Raw genomic sequence first — 18556 nt, 5'->3', positions numbered from 1 at the left:
TGCCCAACAATAGCTCAAAACCTCTGCCCTAGTATTTCTGAGTATTTATACTCATCGCAAAAGTGACACGCTCCCGAGCCAATTCATCTCACTCGTCTTTGGGAGCGATCGGCAAATCGGAAAGATGGTGCGTGTCCGTTTGGGATCTGTTTGCGTCCAGCTAAAGGTTCTAGTAACACAGTTGCATTTTCTAGTTGGGCATATCATCCACCTTATTTGCCTGAAACGATGAGTATCGCGGTAGGAACAAATAGTGATGTTTTGACTGAGCCGATGCTGTTCCAGATTCCCTTTGGTAAACGTCCAGATCGATACTCTGCCCAGAAGTCACAACCTCTAGAGCATAGTCTTGGTTTGCGAGAAATTACTCGTGTAGAATTGGTTACTCCTTGTGGAAATAATCCGTCACCAGAACTTCAAGCAGTTATTGATACAAATCAGGTAAAAATACGGGTAGGAGCAGAGTATTTTGTAGAGCTTGGGTTTGATGGAGAAGTGCAGGGACAACAGGTAGATTTTCGACCGGGATTGCCGCTCATTATCAGTTGGTAGCGTAAATCCCTGTTTTGTTACCGCAAAAACTCAATCAACTGCTGCAACTTCAACCAAGATTCGCCGCTCAATAAAATCTCCTTAGCCAAACAAACCCCTGCTGCGTGAGAGCCCATAGGAATTGCGCCTCCCACCTGAAAAGCCAAAGACGCATTCAAAGCTACAACATCCATTTGTGCTGGCGTACCTTTGCCTTGCAAAACATTCCGCAAAATCTCGGCGTTTTCTTCAACATTTCCGCCTTTTAACGAGCCGATCGCACTTGGTGTCAATCCTACCTTTTCAGGGTCTAAAGTAGTGAGTTCTACTTGACCACCCGACAAAACAGCCAAATCAGTAACATCACCTAAACCCGCCTCGTCCAACTTTTCTCTGCCGTGAACGACTACCGCCAACTCAGTCCCCAACTCGCCCAAAGCTTGCGCCATAGTTGATACCAGACTGGGATCGAACACCCCGATTACCTGCCCTGTAGGGTGCATAGGATTGACAAGGGGCCCTAAAAGGTTAAAAACAGTCCGCACCTTCAAAGTGCGCCGGAGCGACGCTACAGCTTTAAGTGCTGGATGCCAGCCGGGAGCAAATAAAAAGGTGATACCCACGGAGTCTACCGCAGCTCTCACCCTTTCGGAATCTGCGTTGAGATTGACTCCGAGTGCTTCCAACACGTCAGCAGAACCCACTTTGCTCGATGCCGATCGATTTCCGTGTTTCGCTACTCGAATTTTGCCGGCGGCGGCCACAAAGGCTACAGCAGTGGAAATGTTAAATGTGGAAGCGCCGTCACCGCCAGTGCCGCAAGTATCAATTAATTTGAGATTTGAGATTGGAGATTTGGGGTCGAAAAGGCTCTCCGACTCGCCTGCGAGGGACTGAGACTGCAATACCTGAGCCATTCCTGCTAATTCTTGGGCAGAGATGCCTTTGGCTTGGAGGGCTGCTAAAATCGCTCCTGAGAGGACGGGGGGAATGGCTTCTGCGAGCCATCCCTGCATTAAGTCGGCTGCTTGGACGCGTGAGAGAGATTGTTTGTCTAACAGTTGTTGCAGCAGGGCTGGCCACAGAGGAGAATCCGCCGTCTGGGTTGAAGCAAGCGATAACTCTGGTGTTGCAAGTACGGGAGAATCTGTCATTTATTAGTTCTAGTCAAATTTAGCTCGATCGAGCTTTGGGGCCAAACCGAGAATCGATCGGGATTTTAGCAGACTTGCCGACCAAATTTTGCGTACCTGCACCCAGATTTTTGCCCAAATGCCAGCACCGCAACAGAATTTGTCCCCCCGCAGCAGCCGAATATGAATTTTTTGATACAACAATTTCCCTCTTGTTGTGCCAACTTTACAGAGAAACCCCAAATCGTACAACTGCCAGCAGTCCGCTGTAATTATCTATCAGGAAGAATACTTAACACTAACTCAGAGCACCCAAAGACCGATAAAAGTTTCCGACAGGAGTTGTGGAGACCAAAAAATTTTAGACATTAGGGAGCCCCAGATTCATCTGTGGAGTCAATTCTTTAATCTAAAATCTCAAATCTCAAATCGACTGACAGGACGGATAGGGAGCCTTTAGCTCGTGCAGGCAGGTTAGTTGCCTTGGGTAAGAGTCGATCGAACTCTCACCCACAGCCTAAAAATAGACTCTTGCGGTTGTAGAAGTCGCAGCCTTTTATTATAGTAACAATAGCCTTGCCGCTAACTTATTTCAGGGTATTCAACTGCTAATATATTTCAGGGAGATTTCAACGAGCGGGTTTGGCTCGGATACCTGCACCGCAGGCCGATCGATTTGGCGATCCGATTGTGACAGCCAGTCACGGCTCACAGAAAGACAGACCGGATAAACTAAACTTTCATCAGCAGCAACTAACAACTAACAGCCCTGTATGACAGATGAATAAACACATTCGTGTCCGGCTGTGCCACAGCATCTTCTGCTTAATTAAAGGCTCAAGTTTAACAGGCGCTCGATCGAAAATATTCAACTCAAATCTAAGAGCAGGGTATTCACAAGTGGCAAATCAAAAATTAGAAAATAAAGCGATAGAATGCCTGAATGTCGCGGAGGCACTGCACAAAATGGAAGCAAAATATTACAGTATGTTTGAAAATGCTGTGTCGGGCATTTTTCAAACAACCCAATCCGGTCGCTACCTCAGCGCTAACCCAGCTTTGGCTCGCATCTACGGATATGATTCCGCCGAAGAATTAATGGGCTGTCTGACTGATATCAGCGATCAGCTTTACGTCAACCCCGATCGGCGCGATCAGTTTGTTTCTGCTTTGCAAGAACAGGGCGTCGTGTCGGATTTTGAGTCGCAGATTTATCGCCGAGACGGAACAATAATTTGGATCGCTGAAAATGCGCGGGCAGTCTGCGATGAAGGGGGGGAATTACTCTACTACGAAGGTTTTGTAGAAGATATCACCCAGCGCAAGCAGGCAGAATCTGGACTTCGAGAAAGCGAAGAACGCCTGCGCTTAATAATTGAAGGCGTTAAGGATTACGCTATATTCATGTTAGATCCTGATGGGTATGTAGCTAGCTGGAATTCTGGTGCCGAACGCATTTTTGGATACAGAGCTCATGAAATAGTCGGAAATAATTCAGAGTGTTTTTTCACGCAAGAAGATATTGAAATCGGCAAGCCCCAAGAAAAATTAATCAGGGCGTTGGCAGAAGGTCGATACGAAAATGAAGGCTGGCGGTTTCGCAAAGACGGCTCGCGATTTTGGGCGAATATTATTGTTACTCCTTTGCGCGATGAAAAAGGAGAGTTGCAGGGCTTTTCTCAAGTAATGCAGGACATTACCAAGCAAAAGCAAGCAGCCGAGGAAAAAATGCAGTTGATTGCTTCTTTGCAGGCCTCAGAAAAAAAGTTTCGCAGTTTGTACGAATCGACAACAGATGCGGTAATGCTGCTAGATGAACAGGGTTTTTTGGATTGCAATCCGGCTACTTTAAAGTTATTTGGATGCAGCACAGAATCAGAGTTTTGCGGCAAGCATCCTTCAAAATTTAGCCCGCCGCTGCAACCAAACGGACAAGATTCTATGAGTTGGTTTCAAGAGCGAATTAGTACGGCTCTAGAAATGGGAAATTGCCGTTTTGACTGGCTGCACTGCCGTTTGGACGGTTCCGAGTTTCCGGCGGAAGTGCTGCTAACTTCTATGGATATCGGCGGCAAAATGGGGCTGCAAGCCGTGGTGCGCGATATCACTTATCGGGTGCAGGCTGAGGAGGCCCTGAAGCAGGCTAATGAAATATTGGAATGCCGGGTTAAAGAGCGGACAAGTCAGTTGGAAGCAGCTATTAAACAGTTAAGTTTGTCGGAGGAAAAGTTTTCTAAGGCTTTTCGATCGAGTCCCGATCCGATGACTATTACTACTTTTGCTCAGGGGCGGTTTCTTGAGGCTAACGACAGTTTTTTGTCGGCGCTCGGTTACTTTAGGGAGGAGGTAATCGGTCATACAGTACCGGAATTAAATATTTGGGTAAAGCCGCAAGACCAACTTGATTTCAGGCAAAATTTGCAGGAACAAGGTGTTGTTCGCAGTGAGGAATGTGAGTTTCGGATGAAGTCGGGATCGGTGGTGGTGTGTTTGCTGTCAGCGGAGTTGATTAATTTGGACGGCGAACTCTGTATGCTGGCGGTGATGACGGATATTACCGATCGCAAACACGCCGAAGAAGCCCTGCGGGAAAGCCAGCGGGCATTGTCAACGCTGATGAGCAATTTGCCGGGGATGGCCTACCGTTTTCGCAACGATGCCGATCGCAGTATGGAGTTTGTCAGCGAAGGTTGCTATCAGTTAGCCGGCTATTCTCCTGAAGAATTTATCGGCACTCGGCAAGTTTCTATCTCGGAATTGACTCACCCGGACGATCGCGATAATTTGTGGAATGCCGTGCAAGTTGCCTTGCAAGAAAATCGACCCTATCAGCTAAATTACCGCATTACTTCTAAAAACGGCGAATTAAAATGGGTTTGGGAGCAAGGTTTGGGAGTGTTTTCCGACTCGGGAGAATTGATAGCTTTGGAAGGGTTAATTACTGATATTTCCGAGCAGAAACGCAGTGAAGAAGCTTTGCTGCGATCGCAAACAGAGTTAACCCAACAAAAACTTCAGCTCGAAAATACTTTGCACGAATTGCAGCAAACTCAAGCATTATTAATTCACACTGAAAAAATGTCTACACTCGGTCAAATGGTGGCCGGTGTCGCTCACGAAATAAACAATCCTGTTAATAGCGTCTGCGGCAATCTCGTTCACGTCGGTCACTACACGGAAGATTTGCTGAATTTGATCGATATGTACCAGCAGCACTGCCCCAATCCGCCGGCACTAATTCAAGATAAAATTGAGGATATCGAGCTAGAGTTTCTGCTAGAAGATTTGCCGAAAGCGATGTCCTCGATGCAGGTTGGGGCCGATCGCATTCGGGAAATTGTGCGCTCGCTCAGAAATTTCTCCCGCAAAGACGATTCTCAAATGAGCAAGGTTAACCTGCACGAAGGGATTGAAGGAACGCTGCTGATCCTGCAAAGTCGTTTGAGAGCGCGCGGCAGCTATCCAGAAATTACCGTAATTAAAGACTATGGAAATTTGCCTTTAGTTGAGTGTTATGCCGGGAAAGTCAATCAGGTATTTATGAATTTGATCGGAAATGCGATCGACGCGATCGAGGAATACAACGAAGGGCGTTCAGTTGACGAAGCCACAGCTAACCGCAGCAAAATTAAAATTAGGACAGAAGTCCAAAACTCCAATGCTGTAATTCGGATTTCTGACAACGGCTCCGGTATGCCAGAAGAAGTTTCCCAGCAGTTGTTCGAGGCCTTTTTTACCACCAAACCCGCCGGCAAAGGCACCGGTTTAGGCCTGTCAATTTCCTACAAAGTTATCCAAGAACACGGCGGCAAACTGAGCTGCGTGTCTGCACCGGGCCAAGGAGCCGAGTTTATCATCGAAATGCCGATCGAACAGCAGTAGTCAGCAGTCAGCAACCGAGGACGCGGCAATGCCGCTTCCCTACCCCAAAACGATCGCGAGTGCTCGCGAGAGATGTAATATCAATTCCGGTTGCATCGGAATTAATAGGGAGCATCCCAATTTGGTAAAAAGCGTTTTTTAGGAGTGCGAGCGTCTCGCTCGCGATCCCTACCGTTCGCTATGGACGCTCGCACTGAATACGATCCAAATATATTATTCTGATGCAACCGTCCACGATCTGAAAGCAAAAATGGGATGCTCCCAATTAATATAACCCGAAATCAGGACACGGCACTGCCGTGTCCCTACAATCTATCTGGCGCGCAAGAAACGGCACTGCCGTGTCGAAAGCTTATCATTCCGGCGCAGCCGGAATTGATATAACTAACTGCCAACTAACTACTAACACCTATCCAAATAAATTCCCGCCACCTTATCCCCCGGATTTTGCCGCAAACAATCCGCAAAAAATACCGCAGCTTCCCTAAAACTCTTCATATTGTACAAAGACAAAGCCTCAGTAAACACCTGCAAAGTAGCCAACTTTCCCGCTTTAACTTCCGGCAAATCCGCATCAAAAACTTCATAAACAGTCACCCATTCAGACTTACCCTTAACCTGAACCTTATCAATTACTCTAACTGCATAATCAGCAGGATTTGTCAAGCGATCGAAAGTCTGCTGAGTAATTAACAGCGACACCCCGTAATTTTTCGTCAAATTTTCAATCCGAGAAGCCAAATTAACCGCATCGCTAATCACAGTACCGTCCATCCGGCTTTTTCCGCCCACTATACCCAGCATCAAAGAACCAGTATTAATTCCCACCCCAATCTGAACCGGCACATCGCCCACAGAAGCGCGATGTCGATTGTATTCAGCAAGAGTATGCAGCATGGCAATTCCCGCTTTCACAGCATCATCCGCCCCCTCGCTAAACAAAGCCATAATTGCATCGCCAATATATTTATCAATAAACCCTTTATTTTCCACAATCAGCGGTTCCATTCGACTCAGATAAGAATTGATAAATTTGAAATTTTCTTCCGGTGTCATCTGTTCCGAAAGAGTAGTGAAATCGCGGATGTCAGAAAACAAAACCGACATTTCCAACTCCACCGCTTCTCCCAATTTAATATCAACAATACTGTCACATCCCAAAAAAGCTAAAAACTCATTGGGTACAAAGCGACTTGTCGCCTCCGCAATTTCTAATTCTGCATCCAGTGAAATTTCCAAATTGCAATTGACCTCAAAAAGATCCTCAATGAACTTTTTGCGCTCTGCCTCAGCTTCTTTGCGTTCCGTGATATCTTGGAGAGTGTTGATAGCATAAACAATATTGCCTTGTTGATCGTAGATTGGAGTAGCAAAAATTTCTATGGGAATAATCTTGTCGCCTTGATGGACTTCAGCATCGTCAGCGGTAGCACTTTCCCCCTTCAACGCGCGCACGATGGGCAAATTATCGACAGGATACTCTCGATTTGTGCCTGCTTGATAGACTTGATAAACCTCTGACAATTGCTCCGAACTCGTATCCGGCACAACTCCTTTACCAAATATCTCTTGTGCTTTCCGATTGATGTAGTAAAGTTTACCGTCCGCATCCAGCACACCCACACCAATCGGCATTGCTTCCAAAAACTGTGTCAAGCGATTTTCGTTTTCATGGAGTTTGGTAATCAGTACCGCTTGCTCGCAGTTTAACTGTGCCAACTCCTGATTCATTTGCTGGAGTTGGGTGTTTTGTTCGGTCAGTTTTTTATCTTGAAGATAACTATTTAGCGCTTCTCTAACCGTCAATTTCAAATCTTCAGCTTGCCAAGGTTTGGTAATATAACGATATAAGTTTGCCGAGTTGATAGCATGGGCGATCGCCTCAATATCTGCTTGTCCCGTCAGCATAATTTTTATAGTTTTAGGCGAAATGAGATGAGCCTGTTTTAACAGCTCATCTCCCTTCATCTCAGGCATAATGTGGTCGGAAATAATTAAAAAAATTTCATCCCCATCCTCTAGCAATTCTTCAATTAACTCTAATGCCTCTTCCCCACCTTCAGCAATTTCGATTATATAATCATTGCCGACAGCCTCTTGCAGTTCTACTTTGAGGCTCCTGAGTACAGTTCTCTCATCATCGACACAGATAATTACCTGTTGGCTCATAGTTTAGATAAACCAGATTTAATAGTTTCTAGCAAATCGGCTTCCGACCAAGGTTTAGATAAGCAGCGATGGAGGTTAGCCTGTTTGTTGGCTCGATCAATTGCTACTTCATCAGCTTGACCTGTCAGCATAATTTTAATAACATGGGGGTATTTTTTGTGAATGCGAATCAGCAACTCATCTCCCTTAATACCGGGCATTAACCAATCAGAAATAATCACAACAACGCTAATTTTATCGTCATTTAGTTCACTAATTAACTCGAAAGCCTCCTCAGCATCTTCGGCTCCTTCATAGGTGTAAGTATTCCCAAATTCTGCTGCTAGCTGCGTCCTGAGACTGTCTAACACCATTCTCTCATCGTCAACGCACAAAATAACTGGTTTAGACATCTATTTTTTCTCCTTTTTAATTGTCATTAGTAGCAAAAGTAGTCAAAGTAGTAAAGTGTATTAGTAGACCCCATCTTATCTTAAGATGTCACAAGCCAGTCGATCGCCAAATCCTCTCCCCCTCCCAGTCGCCGAAACCAAGAAATCTATATGCGTAGCAGCTTAGCTGAGCATAACGCATCGTACTGCTGTTTTACATCGATTTCCGGTGGAATCGAAGTTATTGGCGTCAAAACGCTTTAACTTTTGACATCCTCCCGATGGGGTTAATTGCAGGTTGGGTGGAACTAAGTAATACCATTTTAGATTTTAGATTTTAGATTTTAGATTGGGGATGACTGATTCAATATGGGTTTGGAACACGGGCCTACAGTTGCATTCTTTTTTTACTGGTATAAAACCAGACCTACTTACTAAGTTATATCGTTTGCGAGATCCTTGACCTGCTTATAAGCCGCTCATGGGCAGGAAAACATTAAATGTGGTTTTGCCCGGAATTGATTCCACTTCAATTTTTCCCTGATGTTTGTCAACAATCTTCTTCACAATATCTAGTCCCAATCCGCTGCCTTCTCCTGCCGGCTTAGTAGTAAAGAATGGCTCAAATATTTTCGCTTTTATCTCTTCTGGTATCCCCTGACCGCTGTCGCTAATGCTAATCTTAGCCTGGTAATGTTGAGCAGTCAACTCAATTGTTAGCGTGCCTCGATAATCCATTGCTTGCAAAGCATTGTGAATTAAATTAGTCCAAACTTGATTTAATTCGTCGGGATAGCACAGTATCGGCGGGATTTCGGCATAGTTTTTGATGACCTTAACTCCCTGTTTAAGTAGATTTTGATAGAGGGTTAAGATTGTTTCAAGGCCTTCTGTAATGCTGGCTACAGTTTTTTCGCCCGACTGTTCGTAGCGGGCATAGGTTTTCAAGGCAAAAACTACTTTTGATGCTCTATCTGTGGCTGTGTTGATAGTGGCGATGCCTCTCTTTAATTCGGACAGTTTGTAGGCGATTTCTAAGAGGTGCAAGCTGTCTGCTCTTTGCAGCAGGGGAACAAAAGTGTCGATTTCATTATAAACCCCCATTATGACTAATCGATCGGCAACAGTATCGGCACTGTCAATCTTTGATTCTTGCAGTTGACTCCTTAAAGCTCTCTTCAATTTGCGTTCTTCTTTGGTTGATAATGTTGCTTCTTGTTGGAGCGATCGCTGAAGTAATTCTAAGAAGTTCTGCCCTGCTTCTGGGGAGAGAGATTGAAAAAGTGCGGGCAACTGTTCTAGGGTTTGATTCAAGAATTTGGCAACATTTCCGGCTGAGGAGCGAATCGCACCGAGGGGTGTGTTAACTTCGTGAGCAACTCCCGCCACAAGTTGTCCTAAAGCTGCCATTTTTTCTGATTGAATCAGTCCTTCTTGGGTGGCTTCCAGTTGTTGGAGAGCATCGCTTAGTTCCTGATTTTTGGAGTGCAAAGCTGATTCAGCTTGTTTGCGATCGCCAATTTCTCGCCAAACCGTATGCAGAATTTCCTTACCATCTAAAGGAATTACAGTCAGCAATACTTCTACCCAAAAATCTTCTCCGTCGATGCGGCGGTGCATCCATTCAAACCGATGGCTGCCTCGCTCCAAGGCAATCGCTGTCATTTCCTTGGCTTTCTCAAAAGAGTCTTTACCGTCAGGTTGAATCTCTGGGGAAAGTTGAGCTGGATGCAGGGAAAGAAGCTGTTTTTTGTCTGTGCAGCGCATCATTTTGACGGTGGCGGAATTGCAGTCGATAAAAGCGCCTCCATCTAACAGCAGAATAGCATCGCCAGATTGCTCGTAAAGTTGTCGAAAACGAGCTTCTGACTGCTGGAGTTCCAGGGTGCGTTCTGCTACTTTAGTTTCTAAATTGGTATAGAGTTGGGCATTTTCTATGGAGATGGCGGCTTGCGAGGACAAGACTTTTAAGATGGCTAATCTGTCGGGAGTAAATGCACCTGCTACTAGGTTATTTTCTAGGTAAAGAATGCCGACCGTTTTTCCTTGATGTTGAATCGGCATACACAAAATCGACTTTGGTTGATGCTCGATGATATAAGAGTCAGCAGCAAATTTATTCTCAGCCGCAGCATCATTAATTACCGAGGTTTCTTGAGTGCGCCAGACATAGTTTATCTGGGCGATCGGAATTTCCTTAGAGTCAGCAACCAAAGTAGACTCTAGGCTGCACGTTTTATCGATCGAACAGCTAACAGCAACGAAGAGTAAATTTCCCTCTTGCAAAATCAAACTGCCTTTTTCTGCTCCCGCATTCTCAATCATCACTTGCATCAAAATGGATAGCAAGCGATCGAGGTTTATTTCTCCTGACATTGATTGAGAGGCTTTAATTACTGTTGCCAAGTCCAGAATTCCTGACACGCCTGAACTGGTATTTGCAACAGTTACAGTCATCATTTGGGCAATTGTCTCGCCTGTATTTAAGCTAGTTTTCTGATTAAAAATAGGCGCGAGTAATTGGGGATAGCGTTTTTCTAAATCTTCAACTTTTGCCTTGGCTCCCCACCGTGCATAGGCGTAGTAAGCATCAGTTAGGTAGACTCGGGCAAATTTCTCTTTCCCCCAGCCGAGATAGCATTTGGCGGCGAGTTCGTTGGCGAGTGCTTCTTCGTTAATGTACTCGTTTTCTTTAGCTCCTTTGATGGCGCGATCGTACATTTCCATCGCCTCGAAATTTTTCCCTAAAACTCGATGCCGTTCGGCCTCTACGAGATAAAATTTATGCAAATAATTCATCGGGGCATGATTCGCCCAGTTTTGCATTTTTTCCTGATTGGCAATTACAGTTTCGAGAATTTTTTGTTTTTCGGAAATCTTTACATCAGGATACACAGCCAACTTAGAGAGAGAATCGTAGGTATAAAAAATCGGCAACAATATCGAAGATACTCCCGCATCTAAATACTGTTCTGCTGCGGCAGAATGCTCCACCGCTTCGCGGTAGCGATCGAAAAGATAACAAAGGATTAACTTATTTAAGTAAAAATAGTAACAAGCTATTCTGTAATTGTTAGCAATATGAAGCGGTAAAATTTTAGCTTCATCACAAACTGAACCGATTAAATAGCAAGGATTCTCCGTCATACCCAGCAAGTTTAATACAACTTGATGGTGAATTTGATGCAGTTGAATAATGCTCTCCTGATTCATCTTTGTGAAGGCATCCCTGTAGGTTTGCATTTCTAGTTCAACCCTTGACAGTTCGGCAGAACCACTAAAGTACAAAAGGTAACAGTACCTTTGTGCTGAATAGCCAGCGTGTTCTAAATCTCCTGTTTCTAAACCGCTAAAGTAAGCAGATAACAGGGGTTTGAACGTTTCCTTAATATGATTTTTCCAATGCTTTGTAAAGTAAGTTGCTACAAATAGCGTCATAGCTTTGAAAGGCTTAGCATCGAGTTTTTCGATCAGATTTAGTGCCAGTTCTCCAAATTGATAGCCCGATTCTAACTCTCCCATGACTCCGCAGAGAATCAGTCCATAATTAGCATAAGCATGAGTATGAGTTGGTGCATTGCCGTATTCAAGGGCTAACTGAATTTGTTTAAAAGTAATCAGCGGCAACAAAACTGGAGTTACCATGTAGGCAGCAGGACAGAGTTTTAACAATATCTGAGTCGCTGCCAGTTTTTGCGGGTCTGTCATGTCAGGCAAGTCAATTAAGTCCTGAATGCGTTTCCCCTGTAAAGTTAATTGCGTCTCTTCAAAAGCCCGGGGAATTTCTGTCGGTTCCGGATCTTTAGGTAGATATATCCCCAAGAGTTCGAGAATGTCTAACCCAAAATTTAAAGATTGTTTGATTTGGTTTTGTGCTTTCAAAGCTTGAATTTTAATTTGATAAACTTGGATTTTATCTAAGATTGTATTGGCCTTTTGGATAACTATTTCTGTTAATCGCTCCATTTGCTCAAAATCGCCGTTCAGATACATCGCTTCTGCTGCTTCTTCATAGAGTTGCAAAGTCAGCTTGTAATGGTTCTGCCAACACTCAATATCTAGGAGTTCTATACCTACAGTTAAATACTTTTGGGCAGTAGCATAAGCAGTTGAAGTTTTAGCTTTATGTCCGGCAACTAAATTCAACTGAGCGAGTTCGTCCCGTTCTATTTGATGGGTAATTAACTCTACCCCCATATTCAACTGGTTGACAATATCAAAAATCTTCTCTTCTTTTTCTGCTTCCGTAGGGGCGGTACCCCCGTGTCCGCCCTTCCTCAACAGCAGTTGCCCGATTTCGAGGTGGGTTGACTGTTTTTGGGATTCGGGAATCAGAAAATATGCTGCTTGCTGCACTCGATCGTGCAAAAATTTGTAGGGAACAGATAGCTCAGATACTTGGGGAATTTCAACTGATTCAGATTCCTGAAAGAATTTGTATACTTCACTGATGGGAATAACTAATCCTTCTTGCAGTGCTGGCCACAAATCTGCCGCTGTTTCCGACTCAGATTTTTTAGAGACAACTGCCAGCGTTGCTAAGTCAAATTGATTGCCCACACAAGCTGCAAGTTTTAAAGCTTGCTGAGTATTTACAGGCAACTTCTGCAACTGAATCGCCATAAACTCGACGACATCATCAGTCCAAGAAAGCGCCCTCAATTTGGCAATGTCGCACTGCCAACCCCCCCTTGCCCCCCCTTGGTAAGGGGGGGTTGGGGGGGTAAAATCAAATGATATAAATCCTTCACTTTGCAAAAAATTCAGGAATTTAGTTGCAAAAAAAGGATTGCCTTTGGTTTTGATAAAAATCAGTTCAGTCAAAGGCATTGCCCTTTCTATTGGACAAGATAAGGTATCGGCAATCAGGCGATTTAGGGAAGGTCGATCTAGGGGTGTTAAAGTAATTTGATTTACTGTTGCCGAGTATGAGCGAATCTCATCCAATGTCAGCATCAGTGGATGGGCGGGAAACACTTCGTTATCGCGATACGCTCCCATTAACAACAGATAGCGGGTATTCGTCTCGCTCATCAACAATTGCATTAGCTTCAATGAAGCTGAGTCTGCCCACTGCAAATCATCTAAGAAAATTACTAAAGGATGCTCTTTTGTCGCTAAGACTCGGATGAAATTTTGCAATAATAGATTGAAGCGATTTTGAGCGGCAGTTCCCTCTAGTTCTGGCACTTCTGGCTGCTTGCCAATTAGTCGTTCTAAGTCTGGGATGACATCGATAATGACTCGAGCATTCTCACCCAACGCCTCTAATATTTTGACCTGCAATTTCTGCACCTCGGCAGCACTTTCGGTAAGTAATTGTCGGATTAAATTCTGGAACGCTTGCACCCATGCCCAGAAGGGTATATCGCGCTTGAATTGGTCGAATTTACCTTTAATGAAGTAACCCCGTTGGCGGACAATGGGTTTGTGAACTTCGTTGACGACGGCTGTTTTACCAATGCCGGAAAAGCCCGCCACCAGCATGATTTCGCAAGTGCCTTCGCTGACGCGATCGAATGCTTCTAGTAGCGCCTTAATTTCAGCTTCTCTACCGTAGAGTTTTTCGGGAATGACGAAGCGATCGCAAATATCCCTATTCCCCAAGGCAAACTGGCTAATCTTCCCATTCTCTTGCCATTGCTGCCAGCAATTTTCTAAGTCGTACCGCAGTCCAAAAGCACTTTGATAGCGCGATTCTGGAGTTTTTGCCATCATTTTCATAATGATGTTATTCAATACAGCCGGGATAGCTGGAATCAGATCGATCGGGGGAGTTGGCATCCTAGCAATATGGCAGTGAACTAGCTCCATCGGATCGGTAGAGTTAAAGGGTAATTGCCCTGTTAGCAATTGGTAAAATGTGATTCCTAATGAGTAAAAATCCGTGCGGTAGTCAATTCCTCGATTCATCCTTCCGGTTTGTTCCGGGGACATATAAGCTAGGGTTCCTTCTAAGACGTTTGGATTTTGGATCTCCTGGTTTTCTCTGGGTAAAAGAGAGGAAATGCTGAAGTCAATTAATTTAACTTCTTTGGTTTTGGGGTTAATTAGAATATTCTGGGGCTTGATATCTTTGTGAATAATTCGGTTGTGATATAATCCTTCTATGGTTTGGACAATCTGAAGGGCGATCGGCAGAAATTCATCTAGCGGTAGGGGGGAAGTATGGGGGAAGGCAATCTCAGAATTACTCGATAGGATATTATCTAATTGCTCTGGATTAGCAGTATACTCAGCAAGGGAAACACCGCCAATATCCTCCATTACCAGAGCAAAAGCATTGCGGTAGTTTAAGAGTGCAATGGGTTTGACAATTCCCGGCAGGTCAAGATTTTTGGTAATGGTGTACTGATTCCGAAACTGCACGAGTTCGCTAAAAGTGGGATACTCGCTCAATAGCAGTTTGATAATTACTTTTTGGTTTGACTCAGAAAGTCCTCGATAAACCTGTGTTTTAGAGCCATTATAGATTTGCTCGATCGGGCGATAGCTGGGAATTGTTACCATATTATCAGTCATGGTGCAGAGTTAAATAAAGATTTTATAGATGCTACCGGAGGCTGAAAATGATAATTTTGGGAAGAGACTAAGACAGCTCTAAGTGAGCAACGGCTAAAAAAAACAGAATACCCAGATACCCGACTTTTTTAAGAAGTCGGGTATCTAACAGCTATGGCATTTTACGTTTAATTAGGTTTTCCACGGCAATTTTAAGATTTTCGACAAGGGCTAAATGATAATCGGTGAAAAGCCGATCGCCCGCAACGCTCCAACCCCAATTTATGTTTAGCTGTACCATATCCTTTATTGTTTGTCAAGTCATATTCAGGATACTTAACAGCCAAGCGAATTATTAATTCATCGCGCCAAACTTTAGCCACAATACTAGCAGCAGCAATCTGAATCGATCGCGCATCACCCTTTACCATCGTCTCTTGCTCGATCGACAAATTAGGAATTCTTTGATTGCCGTCAACCAAACACAAATCAGGAGTCACACTCAACTTCAAAATCGCCCGTTTCATCGCCAACAAAGAAGCCTGCAAAATATTGAGGCGATCGATCTCCCGCACCGAAGCCGCACCAATTTGACAGTCAACAGCCACAGCCCGGATTTTTACGGCTAACCGACTCCGGGCTGCGGCACTCAACTGCTTGCTGTCGCGCACCCCGCAACTTGCTAATTCATCGAGAACTTCGTCGGGCAAAATGCAGGCCGCAGCCACCACAGGCCCGAACAAAGCTCCCCTTCCGACTTCATCCACACCTGCAATTACCAGAGTCTTCGAGGGAGAGGGGGAAAGGGGAAGATGGAAAGATGGGAAAAGAGTAAAAATTTCTACTTCTTCGTTCTTCTTTTTTGCTTCTTGCTTGTTCCTTCTCCCCTCTTCCTTCATAATTATTCATCCAAAAGGGCAGATGAGCGGCGGCGGCGGCGGCGGTTGATAGCAGGTTCTTCGGGTTCATTGGATTCGATCGGCTCATTGAGTTCGATCGGCTCATTGAATTCGATCGGCTCATTGAATTCGATCGGCTCATTGAATTCGATCGGCTCATTGAATTCGATCGCCTGATTCGAGAAGCCCATTACATCGCTGGGTTCCTCCATCCGATCGAAATCATCAGTTTCGTCGATCGAACTCTCGCCGTAAATTTCAGCATCATCATCATCATCATCATCATCATCATCATCATCCTCAGAAAATGCAGGCTCAACTACCGACATTTCTGGATAATAATCCCGTTCCTCAACATCCTCAGCAGGCGCCGCCGGTTCAAATTCAAATTCGAGCTGCTCGAAAGGCGGCTTGTTCGGGGCCGCTCCGGGGAGAGTCACCGAAACGATCGCATTCTTAGGATTTTTCACGCTGCGATCCGCAAGCACCAAAGGAGAAACCCCCATCAGAGCATAAACATCCTGCTCCTCCGGTGTCATTTCCACCGAAATCATTTCGGGAGGCTCCACCATCGGCTTCAGCAACTCAGACTTAGTTGGACGCACGCGATCGAACTCCTCGCGCCTGCCAACAGTCGCCATATTCACCAGCCCGAAGCCCTCCGAAGCTGCCCGGATGCCGGGGGGTGCGAGATACTCAGAGCGCGTATCCGCGACGGGCGCGATCGAAGTATTCGGCAGCCGCAACTTGCTGCGCACCGGTTCCTCCTCCACCGGGAGGGCAAAAGGCTCTTCACCAATCCGGCGGCGGCGGCGCCGTCTGGTTCCGTTCCCCAAATCCTGATAGCTGGGATGGTTGAGCAAGTCCAAAGACGAGGCGTTGCTGCCGGTCTCAAAATCCAAACTTTCGCTAGACGGTTCCCAAGCAGCCCGAGCAGGTTCGGGGGGGCGTTCTTCCCGCACCGGTGCAGGAGTTGCAGCCGCCACAGGCGTCAAGCTGCGGCGTTCCAACCCTTCTGGCAAATTCAACAAAACGCGGTTCGAGGTAGCAACGGTGCGATCGCCCGATTCCCGCACCGCTGGGGCCATGTCATCTTCGCCCGGGAGTTGCACCAGATGACCCAACCCGCTGCAAGTAGGGCAAGTGTGGCCGAACAACTCGTAAATATTTTGACCTTGGCGCTTGCGGGTCAGTTCTACCAGTCCCAATTCCGACAGTTGAGCGATTTGCGGTCGAGATTTGTCAGCTTTGAGAGCTTTATTGAAATGTTCCAGCACCTGCAACTGATCGCGGCGGGATTCCATGTCGATAAAGTCAACAATAATCACCCCGGCAATATTGCGCAACCGCAGTTGCCTAGCAATTTCCGTTGCTGCTTCGCAATTTGTCCAGAGTACCGTTTCCCGAGCCGTGGCCGATCGAGTAAACGAGCCGGAGTTGACATCGATCACAGTCAGCGCCTCAGTCGGCTCGATAATCACGTAACCGCCCGAAGGCAAATCTACCCTCGGTCTTAGGGCTTCTCGAATGGCTGCGTTAACGCGGAAAAATTCTAAAATCGAGGCACGCTCTCGGTGGTGGTCGATCAAAACTCCCGCAGGAAGTTTGCCGCCGTTCCAGCTCATCAACTGCTGCTTGACCCGCTTAATTGCATTTTGCGAGTCCACCACAATCCGATTCACGTCACTGCTAAACATATCCCGCAGCACCCGCTGGATAAAATCGTCATCGCGGTTGAGCAGTGCTGGCGCCCGCGAGGTACCGCCTTCGAGTTGAACGGCTTCCCACTGTTTTTGGAGGACTTCCAAATCTTCCATGATGGCTTCTTCCGTCATCCCTTCAGCTTCGGTGCGTACCAGCAGCCCCATCCCGGCCGGTTTCACCAAAATAGCCAGAGCTCTGAGGCGGTTGCGCTCGGCTTCCGACTTGATCCTGCGGGACAGATTGACTCCCCTGCCGTAGGGCATCAATACCAAATAGCGGCCCGGCAGGGTAATGTTGCCTGTCAACCGGGGGCCTTTGCTGCCCGTCGGTTCTTTCATCACCTGTACCACCACTTTCTGCTGCGGGGTCAAGAGTTCTGTAATGGCTCCTGCCGATCGTTTGAGCCGCAGCGGGCCGAGGTCTGTGACGTGCATGAACCCGTTGCGTTCGGGGTCGCCAATATTGACGAAGGCCGCATCTATTCCGGGGAGTACATTCTCGACAATTCCCAAGTAAATGTCGCTGACTTGGTGGCTGCCTGTGGCTACCACGAGTTCTTGGATTTGATCTTCTGAAAAGACGGCAGCAATGCGATGCTGCTCTGCTATAACTATTTGCTTTGTCATTCAATTTCCTCAAAAAACTGGCAGCAAGTTAGAGACACTTACGCACTCTTGAGTGCCTCTGACTTTAACTGTAATTAGTAGTAGCTTGAAGAGTTATTAGCTGTGAGTTGGTGCAGGGTGGAATGACTGTTGACTGTTGACTGTTAACTGTTAACTGTTACAGATAAAGTGCTAAAATCCACCCGTACACAGTTATGAGTTATGCTTCGCAGACTGAGCTGGAAGATAGAAATAAGGACGCTTTTACCGAGTTATAAATATTGAATTTTGATTGGTGAATTGCAAACTCTTTCACTCAAAATTCAACCCTTGCAACTCTTCCTTTGAACGAGCGCGAATAAATTCAGTGACACCGTACCAATTTCTTAACACACAACTCAACACAAAAAACTGATAACTCCGCTTGCGTGGTGGTGGTTGAGGGCTGGTTTCGAGGGAAAGTTAAGAAGTACAGAGGTCTGGTAGGGACACGGCACTACCCTGTCCCTACAGCCGTCTGCTTGTGCGATCGGCGGATAGCACTCAACTGAATTCAGCTTGCCATTCGACTGCAACCTCCGCCCCTACCAACCCTAAAACCTCGTCAGTCGATTTTAGATTTTAGATTTTAGATTTACTCCACAGATGAATGTGGGAGCTTGAACTTTAGTCTAAAATCTAAAATTTTTGGTTCTCCACGAACGACTTAAGTCGGGGGCTTATCTCCGTTTTTTGACGGGTCAGTCGATTTTAGATTTTAG

The 18556-nt window shown here is 45.7% G+C and carries 9 protein-coding genes; 2 read left to right on the top strand and 7 right to left on the bottom strand.

From position 1 onward, the window contains the following. Positions 1-150 precede the first annotated feature (150 nt). Entirely contained in the window at positions 151-552 is a 402-nt protein-coding gene (locus QUA02_RS08875) for a hypothetical protein (protein ID WP_333026774.1), read from the top strand. Between the two features lie 17 nt (positions 553-569). Here the strand turns inward: QUA02_RS08875 and trpD are convergent, their stop codons facing one another. Next, positions 570-1685: an anthranilate phosphoribosyltransferase gene (trpD, locus tag QUA02_RS08870; RefSeq protein ID WP_333026773.1), complete on the bottom strand. Its 1116-nt coding sequence runs from the start codon at positions 1683-1685 to the stop codon at positions 570-572. Between the two features lie 9 nt (positions 1686-1694). Continuing rightward, complete coding sequence (locus QUA02_RS08865; RefSeq protein ID WP_333026772.1) at positions 1695-1865, bottom strand: hypothetical protein; 171 nt, start codon at positions 1863-1865, stop codon at positions 1695-1697. A 699-nt stretch (positions 1866-2564) separates the two neighbouring features. On the opposite strand from QUA02_RS08865, the gene QUA02_RS08860 reads away from it, so the two are divergent. Continuing rightward, the gene (locus tag QUA02_RS08860) at positions 2565-5546 is read left to right on the top strand and encodes a PAS domain-containing sensor histidine kinase (protein ID WP_333026771.1); all 2982 of its coding nucleotides are present in this window, start codon (positions 2565-2567) and stop codon (positions 5544-5546) included. Positions 5547-5948: 402 nt separating this feature from the next. Here the strand turns inward: QUA02_RS08860 and QUA02_RS08855 are convergent, their stop codons facing one another. The 5 genes from QUA02_RS08855 to rne all read right to left on the bottom strand — a co-directional run bounded on the left by QUA02_RS08855 (position 5949) and on the right by rne (position 17816). Then, positions 5949-7715, bottom strand: a complete 1767-nt coding sequence (locus QUA02_RS08855) for an adenylate/guanylate cyclase domain-containing protein (protein ID WP_333026770.1) — start codon at positions 7713-7715, stop codon at positions 5949-5951. Next, complete coding sequence (locus QUA02_RS08850; protein WP_333026769.1) at positions 7712-8107, bottom strand: response regulator; 396 nt, start codon at positions 8105-8107, stop codon at positions 7712-7714. The genes QUA02_RS08855 and QUA02_RS08850 overlap by 4 nt, the downstream gene beginning before the upstream one ends. 447 nt (positions 8108-8554) lie before the next feature. Then, a complete protein-coding gene (locus QUA02_RS08845) occupies positions 8555-14608 on the bottom strand; it encodes an ATP-binding sensor histidine kinase (protein ID WP_333026768.1) in 6054 nt (2017 codons plus the stop codon). A gap of 191 nt (positions 14609-14799) precedes the next feature. After that, entirely contained in the window at positions 14800-15486 is a 687-nt protein-coding gene (locus tag QUA02_RS08840) for a ribonuclease HII (RefSeq protein ID WP_333026767.1), read from the bottom strand. 2 nt (positions 15487-15488) lie between these two features. Next, positions 15489-17816, bottom strand: coding sequence for a ribonuclease E (gene rne, locus QUA02_RS08835; protein WP_333026765.1), 2328 nt, complete (start codon positions 17814-17816; stop codon positions 15489-15491). Between the last annotated feature and the right edge of the window lie 740 nt (positions 17817-18556).

It is taken from the genome of Microcoleus pseudofavosus SVA1_A4 (assembly GCF_036700565.1).
In the GTDB taxonomy this organism is placed as follows: domain Bacteria; phylum Cyanobacteriota; class Cyanobacteriia; order Cyanobacteriales; family Microcoleaceae; genus Microcoleus.
This window is presented reverse-complemented; position numbering and strand designations above follow the sequence as displayed.